At 37.4% G+C, this 17,969-nt stretch carries 11 protein-coding genes and 1 pseudogene; all 12 read right to left on the bottom strand.

Features of this window, described 5'->3' with window-relative positions:
* Positions 1–81: 81 nt before the first annotated feature.
* Positions 82–405: pseudogene (locus tag AB2Q86_RS00290) on the bottom strand (hypothetical protein); the annotation flags it as partial.
* 15 nt (positions 406–420) lie between these two features.
* Positions 421–1,290: a DUF1672 family protein gene (locus AB2Q86_RS00285; protein ID WP_012582207.1), complete on the bottom strand. Its 870-nt coding sequence runs from the start codon at positions 1,288–1,290 to the stop codon at positions 421–423.
* Positions 1,291–1,691: 401 nt separating this feature from the next.
* Entirely contained in the window at positions 1,692–3,680 is a 1,989-nt protein-coding gene (locus AB2Q86_RS00280) for an SA1320 family protein (RefSeq protein WP_012582208.1), read from the bottom strand.
* Positions 3,681–3,697: 17 nt separating this feature from the next.
* On the bottom strand, positions 3,698–4,567 hold the full coding sequence (locus AB2Q86_RS00275) for a DUF1672 family protein (protein WP_012582209.1): 870 nt from the start codon (positions 4,565–4,567) through the stop codon (positions 3,698–3,700).
* A gap of 25 nt (positions 4,568–4,592) precedes the next feature.
* On the bottom strand, positions 4,593–9,083 hold the full coding sequence (gene essC / locus AB2Q86_RS00270; protein WP_012582210.1) for a type VII secretion protein EssC: 4,491 nt from the start codon (positions 9,081–9,083) through the stop codon (positions 4,593–4,595).
* A 13-nt stretch (positions 9,084–9,096) separates the two neighbouring features.
* Positions 9,097–10,293, bottom strand: a complete 1,197-nt coding sequence (gene essB / locus AB2Q86_RS00265; RefSeq protein ID WP_012582211.1) for a type VII secretion protein EssB — start codon at positions 10,291–10,293, stop codon at positions 9,097–9,099.
* Positions 10,294–10,313: 20 nt separating this feature from the next.
* Positions 10,314–10,565 (bottom strand): EsaB/YukD family protein, encoded by a 252-nt coding sequence (locus AB2Q86_RS00260; protein WP_003728973.1) that lies wholly within the window; start codon positions 10,563–10,565, stop codon positions 10,314–10,316.
* A gap of 17 nt (positions 10,566–10,582) precedes the next feature.
* Positions 10,583–11,098: a type VII secretion protein EssA gene (gene essA, locus AB2Q86_RS00255; RefSeq protein WP_012582212.1), complete on the bottom strand. Its 516-nt coding sequence runs from the start codon at positions 11,096–11,098 to the stop codon at positions 10,583–10,585.
* On the bottom strand, positions 11,088–14,303 hold the full coding sequence (esaA, locus tag AB2Q86_RS00250) for a type VII secretion protein EsaA (RefSeq protein WP_012582213.1): 3,216 nt from the start codon (positions 14,301–14,303) through the stop codon (positions 11,088–11,090). The genes essA and esaA overlap by 11 nt, the downstream gene beginning before the upstream one ends.
* 150 nt (positions 14,304–14,453) lie before the next feature.
* Entirely contained in the window at positions 14,454–14,747 is a 294-nt protein-coding gene (locus AB2Q86_RS00245) for a WXG100 family type VII secretion target (RefSeq protein WP_003728976.1), read from the bottom strand.
* A gap of 304 nt (positions 14,748–15,051) precedes the next feature.
* Positions 15,052–16,344 carry an adenylosuccinate synthase gene (locus AB2Q86_RS00240; RefSeq protein WP_003728977.1) on the bottom strand — a complete coding sequence of 431 codons (1,293 nt, stop codon included), beginning with the start codon at positions 16,342–16,344 and terminating at the stop codon, positions 15,052–15,054.
* A 258-nt stretch (positions 16,345–16,602) separates the two neighbouring features.
* Positions 16,603–17,955 carry a replicative DNA helicase gene (gene dnaB, locus AB2Q86_RS00235; protein WP_003721677.1) on the bottom strand — a complete coding sequence of 451 codons (1,353 nt, stop codon included), beginning with the start codon at positions 17,953–17,955 and terminating at the stop codon, positions 16,603–16,605.
* Positions 17,956–17,969 lie beyond the last annotated feature (14 nt).

Genomic DNA, 17,969 nt, shown 5'->3' with positions numbered 1-17,969 from the left:
ACTTTATCTTTGACTATTCAAATTACCTTATATCAGAATAAGATAATAGCTATATTATCTTTATTGGAGGCAACATAATTATTTAATAGTATATTTTTGACTTTCCTTTTTGTATGCTGCGTCAGCTTCTCTTAATTGCGTGTTGGGAATAGACCCAGGGAGTGTTCCATCTGTTAGGAAATCTTGAGTGCCTTGCATGCCTTCGAAGACCATGCTGATTTCGCTTGTGGTTGTATTTTCAACAATCATATAGTCGAGACCGGAAGATTTGTTGCATTCAGCTTCTTTAACTTTATAAATAGTTCCGTTTACATTTAATCGTTCTTTTTTTAATGGTTTTTTGTATACCCACTTTCCACTTAACTCGATTAAATCTGTATCTGGTGTTTTTACTTTAGCTGTCATATCTTTAACTCCCTTTTACTTAATAATGTCAGTTACATCTATATTTTGACCATCAGGTAAACCTACTCGATTAACAATAAAATTTTTGTATACTGTAACCATATAGTTCCCCTTAGGTAGTCCTTCTTCTTGTTTAAGTCTCTCTGCTAAGTTATCTGCTACCTTTTGATCAGGGAGTTTATCTTCTTTAGAGTAAAATTCCATTGGGATTGATAAAATATTCCCTTCTGGATCATCTTTCGCAAATAATAGTTTTAATTCATCTGAAGCAATTCTTTGATTTTCTATATATGCTTGGTAAACACTTGGAAAACTTAATGATGATGCTGCAATAAAGTAGTGGTTACTTGTATATCCTGAAGATGATGTTTTTTCAATTGCTTCGTCTCTCAATCCCAATAAGTCATTTTCTTTAGCTAATTTCTCAGTGAATGTATCTAAATTACGGAATTCTGTTTCGTAAGCTTTTTTATATAAACCACTGACAATCGCTTGCTCCACTTCGCCCTCATTACTCCTCGCAGACCATTCACCCTTTTTATTAATCGATTCTCCCACTATGACAGAAGTATGAAATTGAATAGGTCCCTCGCATTCTATCATAACAACTGCTGCATTTCGGGCTGGTACTACATTATTTACTTTTACCTTTGTTTTATATTTAGTCTGCACATATTCTATGGCTTTTCGTTTAATCTCTTCTTCATACTCCTTCACTCGTTCTGCTGACTTCTCCCCGTCCACAAACGAAAATCCTTGACCTACATAATCCTGTACAGGAGTAGTACCTTCTTGCGCTTTCTCTTGCTCTGTTTTCTCATTCATATTGAAACATCCGGATAGTAAAAATACTGCTGCGAATAAACTTAGGATGATTTTTTTCATTTGTTCTCCTGTCTATGTTCCATATTGTAGTATTGAATAACCCAAAACTCCTAATGTACACTAAGTAGCCTAAGATTTTCTCACTCATCTTAGACTACTTGTTCCCGTACATAGTTAGTTTTTATTCTCTCTTTGAAATTCGTCGAAAAAATTCTATTGCATTTTTTCGGTCAACTTTCGATTTCTTCTCTTTTTCTACTAATAAAAAAATAATATTCCACCAATCATCAACCGTAGTTTTGCTATTATGCTCTTTATATTTGCCAGCCCCATTATCCCTCTAACGTCTGATATAAACGCTTAAACACACAATTTTCGCGACTATACCGTCCATGTCCCTTGTGAATTTAGCATGAAAATATTTCCCCAATAAAATTTTTACCAATTTAATTTCTCAACTACTAAACATTAATACTCCCACGCTTTATTTGTTCTAATAAAATTTTCATATTTTTACTAGTTTTTACAGCTAACTTATCTAATGCAGAAATAGCTGCTGAATCGTTTCCACTTAATTGATGCTTAATATCCCCAAAAATCATTTCCGCACTGCGGAAGATATTTGCTGCTGCTTTATTTAACAAAATAACATCCCGGAATTTTGTGCCATCAAATAATGCCGTGTCAATATAAGGACGGTAGGCAGCTAACACATTTGGTAAATTTGATTGCAAATCTTTTACTGCGCTTCCTACACCTTTTACTGTCAATAGGATTTCTTGGAGTTTTCTAATATATTCGCTTATTTGCTCTCTTACTTGATTGTCTGCATCTGTAAAGGGAATTTTCACCATCGAAAAGCCCGATTGAAGATTTTTCAAGTGCTGTATAGCTGATCTAATTGCTTGTTTTAATTGATTGACAATGCTATAAACGCCACTTAATGCTGGTATTAATAAGCTAGTTGTTTTATTAGTGAATGCTTTATAGTTTCTATCTAATAAGCGCTGTTTCTTCCCCATCCCGTCTTTCAAAGCTTTTGATTCTTTTAAGACATATGCTTGTGTTGCTGGCGGCGCTCCAACACTTTGGACTTTTTGCGTGGCACTTAAAAGTTTATCTGCTTTTTCAAGTTCATTCGATACATACGTGACTTGGGAGCTAAAAGTTAATACTTGCTTAACGACCAAATCTTTATTATCATCCAATATTTTATAATGCTCTTTTAGTTCTGCCACCATTGCATCGCTCAAGTACTGGTTATCGATTCCTTTAAACAGTTCCGGTACAGCCTGCATTTTGACTTTCGATACTTGATCCATTGTATCTTCTATCTTTAAAGCAAGATCTCCAACAAGAACCGGAATATCGCTCAAAAAACCTCCAACACTTAAGAAAGTACCTGAAACCACATCTAGCAACTCTCCTAATATTGGTAAAGTCCTCACTCTCTGCATCACATCTAATGCCGCAAAACATACTGGATTAGCTTCTTCCATTCCATCTCGAAACTCAGCATAATTAGCTAATGAAGTAATAATTCCGCCAAATTCTCCTTCCCCCAACAAGTTTTCAAATGATTTCTGTAAAGAAACCGTTCTATCATCCAAATGACTTCCCTCGTTATTCACTAAGTCTACAGCTGTGTCTAAATAAAACTGCCCCCTACTTATTTGCTCTGTCATTCGCGTCCGTAAACTATTGGCTAAAATTCGAATATTGTCCGGATTCATATCGATTTTTTGCCCTTTTCTTCCACCCGTCAAAATCTTTCCACTCCAAATACCTACAGGAAGATAAGCATCTGCATCAATGGGAATATTTTTACCGTTAACCGTGACACCTGCATCATCATAACCCGTATGATTAGAAAGAATGGTTTGCAGCCAAGGGACATTGTTTTGAAGAATATGGGATTCACCTGGTAGACGATCTCCATATCCTGCCCCACGTTCCCCTAAGGTTAGTGGATCATATTCACTTAAATAGTTAGTAATTCTTGGATTATCCTTATCATATATTCCATTGGGTAGGATAGCTGGATTATAAGTGACGCTTCTTATGCCATCATTTTTAGATGCTACATAATTAGATAAACCACCGCCTAGAGAGTTTCCTGCGACATTTTTAATGTTATATTTTTGGCTTTCTTTTTTGTATGCTGCGTCAGCTTCTCTTAATTGCGTGTTAGGGATGGAGCCAGGGAGTGTGCCGTCTGTTAGGAAATCTTGGGTGCCTTGCGTGCCTTCGAATACCATACTAATTTCGCCTGTGGTTGTATTCTCGACAATCATGTAGTCTAGACCGGAAGATTTATTGTATTCGCCTTCTTTTACTTCATACAAAGTTCCATTTACATATAAACTATTACCTCTTAGTGGATGTCTATAAACCCATTTCCCACTTAGTTCAATTAAATCTGTATCTGATGTCCCCATCTTTGTTGTCATTTATATACGCCCCTTAATTATTTAATGAAAATTTCTGTACTAGTATTTTCACCGTCTGGTAATCCTACTCGGTTCACGATAGAATTTTTATAAATAGTAATTAGATAAGTAGCTTTAGGTAAATTGGATTCTTGCAATAATTCTTCAGCAATATTATCTACAAAGTCTTGTATGGGCAATTTATCTTCTTTCATGAAAAATCTCAGCGCAATAGTCATTTTTTCACCCGTTGGATCATCTTTTCTAAATAAAGCTTGTAACTCATTGGCTGATATTTCTTGCTTATTTAAATAAGCATTGTACACACTTAAATACTCTTTGAAGCCCAGTGAAACAAAATAATATTTCCCTTGATAACCATTAGGTGATGTTTTATCTAATGCTTCTTGGTTATACCCTACCAAGTCATTTTTCATTGCTAGCTTTTCTGTCAAATCATCTAAATGCCGAAATTCCTTTTCAAATGCTTTTGCATAGAGCCCACCTACTATAGCTTGCTCCACTTCACCTTCTTCTTCGTGAGCGCTTCCTACCTCATCTTTATTAAGAATTAGGCCCACAACAACAGATGTGGTAAATTGAATTGGTTCTTCACATTCCACAATAACAACCGCCGCATTTCGAGCAGGAACTACATTATTCACTTTCACATCCGTCTTATATTTTGTTTTCATATAGTCTATCGCAACTTGTTTAATCTCTTCCTCATGCTTTTTCACTCGTTCTGCCGATTTATTTCCATCTACAAATGAATATCCTTGGTCTACATAATCCTCTACAGGAGTAGTACCTTCTTGCGCTTTTTCTTGCTCTGTTTTCTCATTCATATTGAAACAACCTCCTAATAATAATAAACTCGCCAATAAACCGATGATTTTTTTCTTCATTTGTTCTCCTATCTGCTTCTGTATTTTATCCCTTTGGAATCTTAAGCTTTTCTGCGTTTCCTTCTAACAGTAGATACAGTTCTTGAGGAGCTAATGGTTTTTCTTGTACAATTCTGATTGTTGGGCTGTAGATTGCTTGGTCTGCAAATCGAGCACCTAGTAAAACTTGTTTGGAATTGCGAATAGCATCTCCAATTGGGCTGTACTCTTTCGCCATGCTTCCTAAGTCATTTCCTATAATGAATTGTACTCCCATTTTACCATCTGATTTTAACATCTCTAGTAATTGTTTTTGCGCGTTTGATGATAGTTGGTTGTATAGCTGAACAGTTGAGTAGGTAACGACTACTATAGGTGGCACATTTTTGAAGTATTCTTCTTTTGTTATGGTATTATTCGATTGTAATTCTTCTAAATATGCTTGTTCTGCTGTTTTAAATGCTCCATAAAGAATGTCAATTTTACCTTCTATTCGCTCACTGTTTGTAATGTAAGTGAGTGGTAATTCTTTTAACTTCATTAATTCCATAGAAGGTGTATCAAAAACAACTAACTCTCTTAATTCTTTTTTGACAAGTAGGTGACTACTGTTTGTGATAATCTGTTGCACCAATTCTACAGTTGGCATGATGATAGCTAGATTATGCTGTTCTAATGATACTCCCACAGGACTGGCATACTCGTACTCTAAACCGATTGGTAGTATCGATTTTAATTCAAGCATTTTCTTTGTTTCCATGTGGTCGGTAAAGTGAGTAAAACCTAATGTTTCTGGAACCATTGGTATACATTGTGGTTTTTGGCCTGTCCAAATTTCGGTCATTTTCTCTGCTTCATCTTGATTGTTCTTGATTATTTCGATTGCTTCAGCCCCATTATTTGGTAGTGCCATTTGGAACAATGTAGGTTCTTCTATCTTAATTAGTCCTCGACCTGGTAATTCTTCAATAGTGTAGTCGCTTCTACCTACAATACTGCTCACTTCATTTTTCTCATTCAAGTGTAAAGCTATTTGCGTTTTAATGTTAGATAATAGCTGTAGACGCATAGCATTTTGGTTATTAGCTGTAATCATTAAATGAATTCCTAAGCTAGCCCCTTCTCTTGCTATTTGGACAATTGTTGGTTCGAGATTTGCTACAAATTCATCCACTTCTCTAATCGCATCATAGTTATCAATTGCTAGTAGAATAATTGGTTTCTTATCACCACTAATTTCTTCATACATTTTCAAACTAGCTACACTAAATTTACTTAATAGCTGTTTTCTCTCTTTAATTTCTCGACTAAGAAGTCTTACTAATTTTAACGTTTTCTCTGTTTCATCAATGGAAAATGTATCTGCAACATGTGGTAAACCTTTAAGCGAAAGTAAACCATTTGTGCCAAAATCTAATAGATATGCATGGAAAAATTCTGGTGTATTTTTTCTTGCTAAATCAAATATAGCTGTTTGCATGAACGTTGATTTTCCAAAACCAGGACTAGAAAATACTGCCATATGTCCATTTTTTTCTAAATTCCAATGCAGAACGTTTTGTGCTTGTAACTGTGGTTGGTCTAGTACTCCTAATGTTAACTCTAAATCCTTTTCATCTTTTTGCCAGTTTGCTTCAAAATCAACAGTACTGATACTTTCTAAAGAGATACGTTCCTCCAGAGGTGGCAACCAAGGTCTCGGCAATGCCTCAATCCCAGAAGCCTCCGTATATTCATGAATATGATCAATAACCGCATCCAATTCACTCGGCAACTTAGTCAAATCATCCTTCTTATCTAATCCACTCAAATCCTCTGTCAAAATATCATACTGACCCAAGTCATTAATCGCATAAATCGTCGTATCAATATAATCCGTGCTTTCCTTATCAGGCACGTAATCCGCACCACTCCAAGCGCTTTGGAACAGTTCGTAAATTTCGTTATTACCAACTTGCAAGTACGAACGACCTGGTAGTGTGATTTCTGCTGCATCTGGTGTTTTCAAAATTTCGTTTGAATCGCTGGCGTTTTGTACTTTGAGGGCTAGTTTGAATTTGGAGTTGGACCAGATTTGGTCATCCACGACACCGCTTGGTTTTTGGGTTGCTAGGATTAAATGGATTCCGAGTGAACGCCCGATACGTGCTGTCGAAACAAGTTCTTTCATGAATTCTGGTTGTTCTGATTTCAACTCGGCGAACTCATCTGAAATAAGGAATAAATGCGGCATTGGTTCGGTCGCTTTTCCTTGTTTGTATAGTTTTTGATATTGGTTGATGTGGTTGACATCGTGCTCGCCAAATAACCGTTGCCTTTTCTGCAATTCGGCTTTGATGGAAGCTAGTGCACGCATCGATTGCGCGCCGTCCAAGTTTGTAATTGTTCCCAGTAAATGTGGCATATTTTTAAATAAGTTCGCCATACCTCCGCCCTTATAGTCAATCAGCAAGAACGCGACTTCATATGGGTGGAAATTGACGCCAAGTGAAATGATATAAGACTGAATGATTTCTGATTTACCAGAACCAGTTGTTCCGGCTACCAAACCATGCGGACCGTGTGCTTTTTCATGTAAATTCAGTTGAACAATATCATCTTTTCCGCGCAAGCCAAGTGGTACAGCAAGACTCTTATACGTTTCATTTTTCGCCCAGCGTCCAGCAATGTTTAACTCTTCGACGCGCTCTACACCGTACATTTCAAGGAAAGTAACGGATTCTGGGATCGAGTTCTTCAAGTTTTGAAGATGGTTTAGCGGTGCAAGAGCCCGGCTGATTACTTCTTTGTCAAAATCTGCTGGCAAATGATCCGGCACGAACGCGCGGTTTACAAGGTCACCTTGTTCCAAAATAATGTTCCCGCTCTTCGCATCACGAATATCCACGACCGTTTTCACGTGTTCTGGCAAGCTCTCCATTACGTCCTGTACGAACACTAAAGAAACACCTAGTTCGCTTGGATCTTCATTGAAGAATTCCATAACCGTGTGATCGAGTACTAATTTTTCGTCGGTAATTAAAACCACATAATGTGGCGTGAAATATAATTTTTCTTGTTTGCTCGCTTGTTCAGTGAGCGCTTGTTTACGTTCTTTTAAAATTTGATAAAGAGAATTCAATACTTGGTCGCGCGAACGTTCATGGTAAACAAAACCACGCACATTCACATCACGCATATTCGCATGCGGTAACCAGCGCATCCAGTCCCAATCCGCTTTCTCTTCTTCTGGGAAAATCGTAATAAATTGCAAATCATAATAACTATGGAAAAGGGATGTTTGCATTACTAACATTTGCAGTTGTTCTAGAACTAAACGGCGCGGCCCAATATAACCCACTGGTCCGTGCATTAAATCTGTTGCAACTGGCACTTCATTAATAGATAAATATTGCCCTTTAATTTTCACAGCTTCTTCTACAAGTTCGTCTTTTTCTTGGCTGAACTCTTCCTGTTGGAATTCCACGGAAAAGCTACTTGCTTCGTCGCCGCGACCAACTCGGAAAGTCAAGAAATCATGATGGAACATTGTTTTTTCGTAAATACGCGAATCCACACGTAGCGCCATTTTTTCTAGTTCAGTTACGTCTGGATAGTGATATGTTAAAGCGTGACGCTGTTTTTCGCTTGTTTCGTGCAATTCTTTCGTTTTTCGTTTTAAATACAAATCGTAGCTTTCCACGCGTTGCTTGGAATCGATTTTGTATTTTTTACGTGATTTTATGTAGTTAAGAATCGCCATTGTGATTGTCACTGCTGACATTGCGATTGTCATAATAATATAAAGTCCACGTGGTTGGAAAATCGAAATCATGACCGTAATTGCTACCATGATAAGTGGTGGTAAAATAATTTTAATTAAACCATCTGTAGGTTTTGAAGGTTTGCTTGACGGTTTCGCCATGCTGATTTTTTCTTCAGGCGCACGGTAAATAATCCGCGGTGAACGGTGGTAATCTGGATAGTCTTCGCCAAAAGAATTATCCGCAGCAAATAAAGGCGCTAATTTGCTCGTCACGCGATTTTTCACAGCTAGCACACTAATATCTTCTTTTCCGATTGTAATCGTCACACCGTCCGTATAAAGCTGGTCACCCGGCTCTACCGTGCAATCTTCCGTCACTAAAGAAAAGTTATGATAAATTTCGCCATTTAACACTTGTAACTTAAACAAACCTTCCTTTGTATCTCGTAAAAGAATAAAATCTGATTTTGTATCGTCTAAAGTGACATCATTTTCTATTCCAACACCAAACGTTACAGAAATATTCGTTACGACATCATAAACTTGCGTATATAAGTCTTGGCATAGATAAAATGCTAAATTTTCTACATTTACAGCTTGGTTCGCTTGGAGCGCCGTTGTTTCAGCATTCCAAGATCCTTCATCGTATTTAACTTCAATCGACTCAGCCAGTTCGGGGTAAGTGATTTCGTGTTCGATTGTATTCCCAATTGTCACGACTCTTTCAGGGGACAAGTGGTGTTTATGACATTGCTGCCCGTTACTAACAATTAATAAAGCCTCTCTATTCATGGTCCATTCTCCCTTATTTTGCTTCTGTATTTGTTGTTTCGTCTTCAGTTGTCGTTTTTTCATTTACTTTTTCATCGTATTCTTTCAAGCTTTCTTCTAATGTTTTTAGTTTTTCCACTTTTTCATCGCCGCTTAGTTTTGTATCACTTTGAACTTGTTCAATTTGTTTTGTTAAGCTATACATCGCTAGTGTTGGATCATCTAAAAGTTTAGCAATATCAAGCGATTTACTAAATTCTCCGCGACCATTGTAAATCCAGTAAAGTAAGTTTTTTGCATCAGATTTCAAGCTAATTGTATTCATAATGTTTTCTTTCTTTTTATCGCTCATTTTTTCGCCGTTAACGTAGGAATAAGCTAATTCATATTGGACAGACTGTGGCATTTTTTCTGGATCCACATTTTCTAGACCTGTAATCACTTTATCGTAGTCTGTTTTCAAGAAATTCTCGTTTGCCGTTAGTAAATCATTTTGCAAAGGAACTTTAACGAAGGCAAAATAACTTACTGGGATTGCAAGTAAAATAGCGACAATAATGAAACCGACCGCTAGCCCACGGAACGTACTGTATTTTTTCTTCGGTACGCTTGCCATATTTTTTTGAACTGCTGCATGTTCTTTCACGTAAGCTTCTTCTAAAATAGCAGCAATATCTTGTATCGTTTTTGCATCCAAAATGCTCTTCTCAAATTGCGTTCCTCTAGCCCCCGATAGCGAGCCATTGTACAAGTTTTCAAAAGAGAATTTCTTAGAAAACATCGCAATAACGAAACATTGATACTGTTTGAAAAAAGTTTCTTCCGTTAATTCATATGGCGGCAAAATATTTTTAATGCCGCGATGAACGATGCTTGGCACTAAGTTAATATCGAAAATCAAGTTATCTGGGTGTAAAAAGAATGTATAGCGCGTGTTTAACAATTCACTTAAATCTGCAATATTCCGCAGTGCGCGTAGTTTATCTTCGCGTCCCATTTTCCGAACTTGTTCAAATCCATAAGTACGTGGCGCAATCTCATAAGAAATCGTATACGAATCGCTATCACTCGAAATTTTCGCAGGAGTGAAATGTGTCGCAGGTTTTTCTAATAATTCTAGCTGTGCCAGTTCTTTGGCATGCGTTTTTGATTTCGGGAACGTAATGCTCCAAACTAAATCCTCATAAGTAAACTCGTAAGCTGTTCCGTCCATTTCTGTTGTCTTATTCATCGTTTTCATTCTCCTTTTTTCTATAAAATTTCTAAAATATCTCCGTCCGCAATTTGAAAATTAGTCAATTTGTCGTCATCGCTTAGTAATATCGCTTTATTCGTTGTTTTTATCGTGCATTTGGACAAATCTTTATACTCGATTTTGAGCGTTTCTGCCAAATTAATAATTAACGCTTTGATTGGTTGATGCACTGGAATTCGTAAATCATACTTACTTGCTCCCCAATTTGTGAAATCAACTGTCACATTCATATGTGTATTTTTAGCCATGTAAAACTCCCCGCTTCCTATTCAAAAACATTGCGTGCTGCCACATAAATCCCACCGGCTAGTGCCACAAGTGTCCCAGCAATTGCTCCGCCAACTGTTTTTTGTTTTGTCTTTTTCATTTCGTCTTCTATCGTTGTTTCTACATTAGTAGGTGTTTCAGTAGTCACGGCAGTTGCCTCGTACTTACCTGTAAACAACTTCGCTTTCGTTTTTTCTACCGTTTCCCCGGATGTAGATTCTTCTTCAAAAAGTGAGTCTTTAATTCGGTCGTATTCCGCTTTTTCCGCCGCTTTTTGTTTAGCGATTTTTTCATCCATTTCGTCAGTAAAAAGCGGGATTCCGTTTTTATCAAGCTCAGTTTCTTCCATCTGTTCTAGTTCTTTCGTTTTTTCTTCTTCTGTTTTTTGGAGTCTATCTGTTTTTATGTCCATTTTTCCGTTGTTTTCGAGATAGCTATCAGAATCTGCAGCGAGAACTCCTGGAGCAAAGGCAAAACAAAGTAATAAAACGAATGCAGCTATTTTAAATTTCATCTGAATTGTCCTCCTCTACTTCTTCCTCTTTAGAACGGTGCCAGACAAATAGATTAAGGCCAGTAAATAATACTGTCGCGCCAATCAAACTGTATACGACAATAATATAATCTTTCTGCGCACTCAAAATCCCATTCAACAAGTACTCCATGTATTGAAGTGGCGAGAACGTTCTGAACGTCGCAAAAATAGACTCATTATCAATATTTAGTCCAACTGCATCTGTTAAGAACAGGTACAAACTTAAAACGAGTAAAATAAGCGACATACCAATCATGTTGAGTTGACGTAGTAAGTAAGAAAAAGCAGTAACTAACGCCATCATAATTAGCACGCAGACACCAATCCATAGGAACATACCGATTTCGCCAACTTCAAAAATAAATCCAGAAACGGCGCCAATAACTAGCCCTTCAATAATCCCTACACAGATTGTTAGGAATGTAATTGGAATATTTTTAAAGACGAGCGACATTTCTTTCTCAAATTCATTTAATTGTTCACGTTTTTTCTCTTGGTGTGAAATAACGTAGCTGGTGAAAATGGCAAGAATCGTACAAATCAAGATCATGAAGTATGGCATTGATTTGTCGCCTGCTACTATAGTCCCCGCATTCATCTTATCGACCGGGCTACTTAAGAAACTATATAGGTTTTCATTTTGTCGATCACCAACACGGCTATTTTTCATAACTTTAGCGAAATTTTTCTGGAATGTTTCGTCATCTTCCAGTTTTTCACTTAAATCGTCGGAAAGTGTAGATGCTTCTTTTACTAAAGTCTCTCCACTTTGTTGAATATTTTTCGCTTCTTTATCTATAGCTTCAAAAGTCTGATACACGACTTCTGCTGATTTCAAATTACCTTCAGAAGTCCCCGCTAACGATTCACTTTTCGCTAAAATCCCAGCAAACTCGGAGCTTAGTTGCAGCGCCATCGTAGCTTCTTCACCGGATTTTTCTAAAGCAACACCATTTTCTTCTATCAAACCTTTACTAGCTTCTCGCCAAGATTCTAAGTTTTGAAGTGTTAACGCTAGATTTGTATTCAAATTAATGGCTTCTTGCGTCGTTTCGGTTAATCTATTTGTTACATCTTCTGACCTGTAATTCGCCTCAGCCATCGCACTTTTGTAGTCATCAATTCGCTTTTCAAAGGCTTTGATTTTTTTCGTATAATCTGCCACAAAACGATCCGTAGTAAGATTTACAAAGCTGCCGATGATATCTTCTTTATTAAAAATGTAATAATACGAAGAAGGTTTTGCGGAATTTTCAAGTGTCACTTGATAATCGCTAAAATCTGGTATTTGTGCAGAATCACTTGCATCAATTCCGTAATATAAATCAAATAATGCTTGTAGTTTATAGTAGTCTTTCACTGTATTAGTAATTGCTTTTACGGAGCTATTCGTCTCGTTCAAGTAAGATGGTGCAGTTACTTTAATCGGTACTGGTTCTTTTCTAACTACTAATGAACTAACTGGTTGAACAGGATCCGGATCCAGCCCTGATGGAACAGTCGGCATTTGACTATATTCTTTTTTCTCATACTGTTGCAGAGTAGCGCTCCAATTCACAGCCCCTACTAAAGGAACATTCGCACCTTCTCGCAACTTCGCTCTTCCAGTAATTTTAATATCTATCGCCGTGCTTCCAAGAGCTGGTATATGAAGCTTTATACCGTTTTCGCCGTATGCTGTTTGCTGAACTAAACCTGTATTACTATTTCCATTAACCATGCAATCCACATCTGAAAAAGTGAAATTTTCATCTAAGGTCAAAATGATTTCTGTCATATAATCGCTGCCCGCTACCGTATAAGAACTACTTTCCAGCGCGACTCCTTCTGATTTCAATCGATTAATCGTGTCACTTTTCAGCGTGTCTATTGGTAGAGTTTTAGGATCATTAGTAAAGCTAAAATCATCGCCAAAAGCACTACGATGGTTGCTATAATATTCTTTAGAGAGTGTTACAACATTTTTGTACATCTCTTCATCGAGCCCAATAGAGGCTAATTGGTCTGCATTATATGTTGGTAATGCTTGTATTTCCTTAACAAGCATTTTATTAAAACCTGCGTTGAGGTCTTCTCCAGTCAAATCTTTAAGACCGATTTCATTCAATTTATCCGAGTACTCGTTTTCTCGTAAAATACGCAGCAAGTCATTATAAACAGCCGTCCGAAAATCATTTTCGAGCGTCCCCATAATTTCTGCATCTACCGCCTCAATCCGCGCATTGGTTTCAGCAATATAGTTTTGTAAAGCTTGTGTTTGTGATAATAACGAATTACTATCTTCTATAATTTGAAATTCTGAAGTCATTTTCGCATTGGCTTGTTCTAAAGCTGCTGTTTGCGTTCGAATATCTTCTGCCGATAAAGTGCCATCAAAATTCGATAAATTTTCCGTGAATTTCACTCCAAAAGGAGCATTTTCCTCTTGTGTTTTTGTAAAGCCGTCCATATTTTTCATATGTTCTGCATTTTCTTGTTTAGAGACATTTAAGCTTTCTTCAAATTCTTTCATAATTTCTTGGAAACCCTGAAAACTCTCTTTAGAGGCTCCTGTATAATCTTGCACCGTTTTAAACTGTTTTGTGTAGTTTGATAACGGGTTATTTACATCTTTATTGTAGATTGCATCATACTTTTTCTCTTCTTTAACTAGTGTTCCAATATTATCCTGCGCTTCTTGTAAAGTTGTTAAAATGCTCGCAAAATAAACATCAATAATCCGTGAATTGAAATCTTCCAATACAGAAGCTGCTGTTTTTTCTGCTTCCGCTTTTAAATCGCTATTCCCTACGTCATTTACTTTGTAGCTAATCGTTACTTTTTCTGGCGCGCTCGAAGTCATTGACATTGCTTTCTCAGAAAAGTCACTCGGAATAACAATCATCATATTGTATACATCTCGTTTCAAGCCACTTTCTGCAACCCCGCGGCTAACAACGTACCATTCATGCGTATCATCTTTTTCAATACTTTTAACAAATTGATTACCAAACTCTACTTTTTTTCCTTGGAACGTATCTCCTTGGTCCTCATTTACGAGTGCGATAGTCATTTTATGTGCTTTTTCACTATTATTTTTAGACTCTTTATTCGAACTTTGATTCAAAGCCAAATAAGTAATTCCTGCCGAAAGAAAAATCGCCAAGACTAAAAAGAGTAAAATACTCCATTTTACCTTCTTCATTCATGTCCCACTCCCGCTGTGTCGTTTTTTATATAAATACCTATTTAGGCATATGCTTTCTATGTTTAGAAAAAGCCATGCAAAAAACTGCATGGCTTTTCGTAAAGCATCCAACTATATTTGTATGTATGCCCCACTTTTTGTTGATTTTTAGAATCCGAAGTTTTGAGAAAGTTGTTGATCGTGCTCTTCTACTGCGTTTGCTGTCTTCTCAAGTTGATCATTAATTTGATCCATCAAGTTAGCGAATTCAGTCACTTTTGGTTTTAATTGCTCAAATTGCTCATCAAAACGAACAAAAGCTTGACCTTCCCATTCGCTACGAAGTTGATCTTGTAGTTGGCTCAAACGACTTAGAATATCCTCAATATCTCTACCACTTTGACCGTAAGTTTTAGCGCGATCACGTAGTTCACTAGGACTCATACGAATTTGACCTGACATTCACTTCATCTCCTCTTATTATCTATTGTGAATAAGATATCACTCTCAAATTATATCATGAATTCACAAAACAAAATGTGACAGAAATACGAATAAAATAGCTAAAAAGTACTGGTATGAGGTCTTTTCAAAGCATTGTTTCCTTAGGTAAAGATGTGTTTTTCACAATCTATATTCACTTTTGTTAACTTATTCAACTTTTCAAGCTGTGAATTGTATACTTTCCCGCAATCATAACCATTTTTTTACACAACAAAAAAGCCCCTCCTGGAATACAACCTAGAGAGGCTTGATAATTATACTATTAAGCTAAACGCCATACGCTTTTAATTACGTGTGTTTGAGCGCGATCTGGGCCTACAGAGAACATGGAAACTTGAACGCCAGTAAGTTGCGCGATACGCTCCATGTAATGGCGGCAGTTCACTGGAAGGTCATCAAGTGATGTAACCCCAGTAATATCTTCCGTCCAACCTGGAAGTTCTTCATAAACAGGTTCGCAACGAGCTAAGTCTTTCAAACTTGCTGGGAACTCTGTAATTGTTTTTCCGTCTAATTTGTAAGCTACACAGATTTTAAGTGTCTCAATTCCTGTCAAAACATCAAGTAGTGTTAACGATAAATCTGTTAATCCACTAACACGACGCGCATGACGAACCACTACACTGTCAAACCAACCTACACGGCGCGGACGACCAGTAGTCGTGCCATATTCATGACCGACTTCACGAATAGTGTCACCAATAGAATCAAATAATTCTGTTGGGAAAGGACCATCACCAACACGTGTTGTATAAGCTTTCGCCACACCAACAACATGATTGATTTTTGAAGGGCCAACGCCACTACCAATAGTTACACCACCAGCAATCGGGTTACTTGATGTTACAAATGGATATGTCCCTTGATCAATATCAAGCATAACCCCTTGCGCACCTTCAAATAATACACGTTTACCATCATCTAATGCGTCATTTAATACAACAGACGTATCGCAAACATATTCTTTAAATTGTTGACCATAGTCATAATATTCTTCTAAAATATCTTCTAGTTTAAAGCCTTCTAGTTCGTAAAAACGTTCTAATAAACGGTTTTTCTCGCCAAGATTATGCTCTAATTTCTCTTTAAATGTTTCTTTATCTAATAAATCAATAATACGAATACCTACGCGCGCCGCTTTATCCATGTAAGCTGGACCGATACCTTTTTTCGTTGTACCGATTTTATTTGCGCCTTTACGTTCTTCGTCAGCTTCATCAATACGAATGTGATACGGTAAAATAATGTGCGCGCGGTTAGAAATACGCAAATTAGAAGTATCCACGCCTTTATCATGAAGATATTTTAATTCCTCCACTAAAGCTTTTGGATCCACAACCATACCGTTACCAATAACACTAATTTTTTCTTTGTAAAAGATACCTGATGGAATTAAGTGTAATTTGTACGTTACACCATCAAACTTAATTGTATGACCTGCATTGTTCCCACCTTGATATCTAGCAATCGCTTCTGCATTTTCGGAAAGAAAATCTGTAATCTTCCCTTTTCCTTCATCGCCCCACTGTGTTCCTACTACAACAACTGAAGACATTTAAACACCTCATTTAATTGGTCTTTGATAGCTATGAGTTTTTCATAGCCTCTTCATTTTCCACTATACATTGTACCGTTTGCCACCAAAATAGTCAATGGATTTACGAACATTGATTTGTAAGGTAATTTTATCGTTCGCTTTTTTAATCCTTTTACGGGAATTTCAAAGTCCATTAATAGTAATACGTTACCTTTTTGCATAAAATAAAAACCTTGCGAACTCCAAATCTAATTTGAATTTCACAAGGTTTCCTCATTAAGCCATTGCGTCGTCGTACCGCACTTCTAAATTCACAAACTTATTGTATTCTTTTACAAAGGCTAGTTTCACATCACCAACTGGACCATTACGTTGTTTCGCAATAATAATCTCAATCGTGCCATCATTTTCGCCTTCCCGGTCATAGTAATCTTCTCGGTATAAAAAGGCTACGATATCGGCATCTTGCTCAATCGAACCAGATTCACGAATATCTGACATCATTGGGCGTTTATCTTGGCGTTGCTCTACACTACGAGATAACTGCGAAAGTGCAATAACCGGCACTTCAAGTTCCCGCGCCAAAGCTTTTAACGACCGAGAAATTTCAGAAACTTCTTGTTGTCTATTTTCGCCACCACGACCGCTCCCCGCAATAAGCTGCAAGTAGTCGATTACGATCATACCAAGACCAGTTTCTTGTTTTAAACGACGGCATTTGGAACGAATCTCATTCACCCGCACACCCGGCGTATCATCAATATAAATCCCAGAATTAGAAAGTGTACCCATAGCAATTGTCAGCTTTTGCCAATCATCACTCGTTAAAGCACCCGTCCGTAAATTCTGCGCATTAATATTTCCTTCCGCACAAAGCATACGCATAACAAGTTGTTCCGCACCCATTTCCAAACTAAAAATGGCCACATTCTCATCAGTTTTCGTTGCAACATTTTGCGCAATATTTAGGGCGAATGCTGTTTTACCAACGGAAGGACGCGCGGCAACAATAATTAAATCATTCCGCTGAAATCCAGCTGTCATTTTGTCCAGCTCGTTAAATCCAGTTGGAATCCCAGTAATATCACCTTTGCGATTATGCAAAATTTCAATATCATCATATGTTTTAACAAGGACATCTTTAATATTCTTGAACGCTCCGACATTTTTGCGTTGTGAAACTTCCAAGATACTCTTTTCCGCCTCGTCCATAAGCATGTCGAGCTCGTCCTCGCGCGAATAACCATCTGTCGCAATTTGGGTAGCAGTTCTAATTAAACGTCTCAGAAGCGCCTTGTCCTCGATAATATGGGCATAGTATTCCAAGTTAGCCGCAGTTGGTACAGCACCGGATAGTTCCGTCAAATAAGGCAAACCACCTGCATCCTCCAAATTACCTTTGGCAGCAAGCGCCTCATAAACCGTTAATACATCGACAGCTTTCCCGTGGTCATTCAAATCAAGCATCGTTTCAAAAATGATTTGGTGACCAGTACGATAAAAATCATCCGGCATTAAAATTTCAGAAGCGGTAATCAGCGCATTCGGCTCAAGAAATATCGCGCCCAGTACAGCTTGTTCGGCTTCAATATTTTGTGGTGGTGTTCTGTCCTGGAAATTATTATCCACTGTCTTACGCTCCC

The organism is Listeria monocytogenes (genome assembly GCF_041765605.1).
Taxonomy (GTDB): Bacteria; Bacillota; Bacilli; order Lactobacillales; family Listeriaceae; genus Listeria; species Listeria monocytogenes_D.
Note: the sequence above shows the minus strand (reverse complement) of the source record. Positions and strands in the feature narration are given on the sequence as shown.

Bases quoted from the DNA above. Each gene is read 5' to 3' on its own strand.
- AB2Q86_RS00280 (WP_012582208.1), bottom strand. From the start codon at position 3,680: ATGACAACAAAGATGGGGACATCAGATACAGATTTAATTGAACTAAGT.
- AB2Q86_RS00245 (WP_003728976.1), bottom strand. From the start codon at position 14,747: ATGTCAGGTCAAATTCGTATGAGTCCTAGTGAACTACGTGATCGCGCT.
- essB (WP_012582211.1), bottom strand. From the start codon at position 10,293: ATGAATAAGACAACAGAAATGGACGGAACAGCTTACGAGTTTACTTAT.
- AB2Q86_RS00275 (WP_012582209.1), bottom strand. From the start codon at position 4,567: ATGAAGAAAAAAATCATCGGTTTATTGGCGAGTTTATTATTATTAGGA.
- AB2Q86_RS00240 (WP_003728977.1), bottom strand. From the start codon at position 16,344: ATGTCTTCAGTTGTTGTAGTAGGAACACAGTGGGGCGATGAAGGAAAA.
- essA (WP_012582212.1), bottom strand. From the start codon at position 11,098: ATGAAATTTAAAATAGCTGCATTCGTTTTATTACTTTGTTTTGCCTTT.
- AB2Q86_RS00285 (WP_012582207.1), bottom strand. From the start codon at position 1,290: ATGAAAAAAATCATCCTAAGTTTATTCGCAGCAGTATTTTTACTATCC.
- AB2Q86_RS00260 (WP_003728973.1), bottom strand. From the start codon at position 10,565: ATGGCTAAAAATACACATATGAATGTGACAGTTGATTTCACAAATTGG.
- esaA (WP_012582213.1), bottom strand. From the start codon at position 14,303: ATGAAGAAGGTAAAATGGAGTATTTTACTCTTTTTAGTCTTGGCGATT.
- essC (WP_012582210.1), bottom strand. From the start codon at position 9,083: ATGAATAGAGAGGCTTTATTAATTGTTAGTAACGGGCAGCAATGTCAT.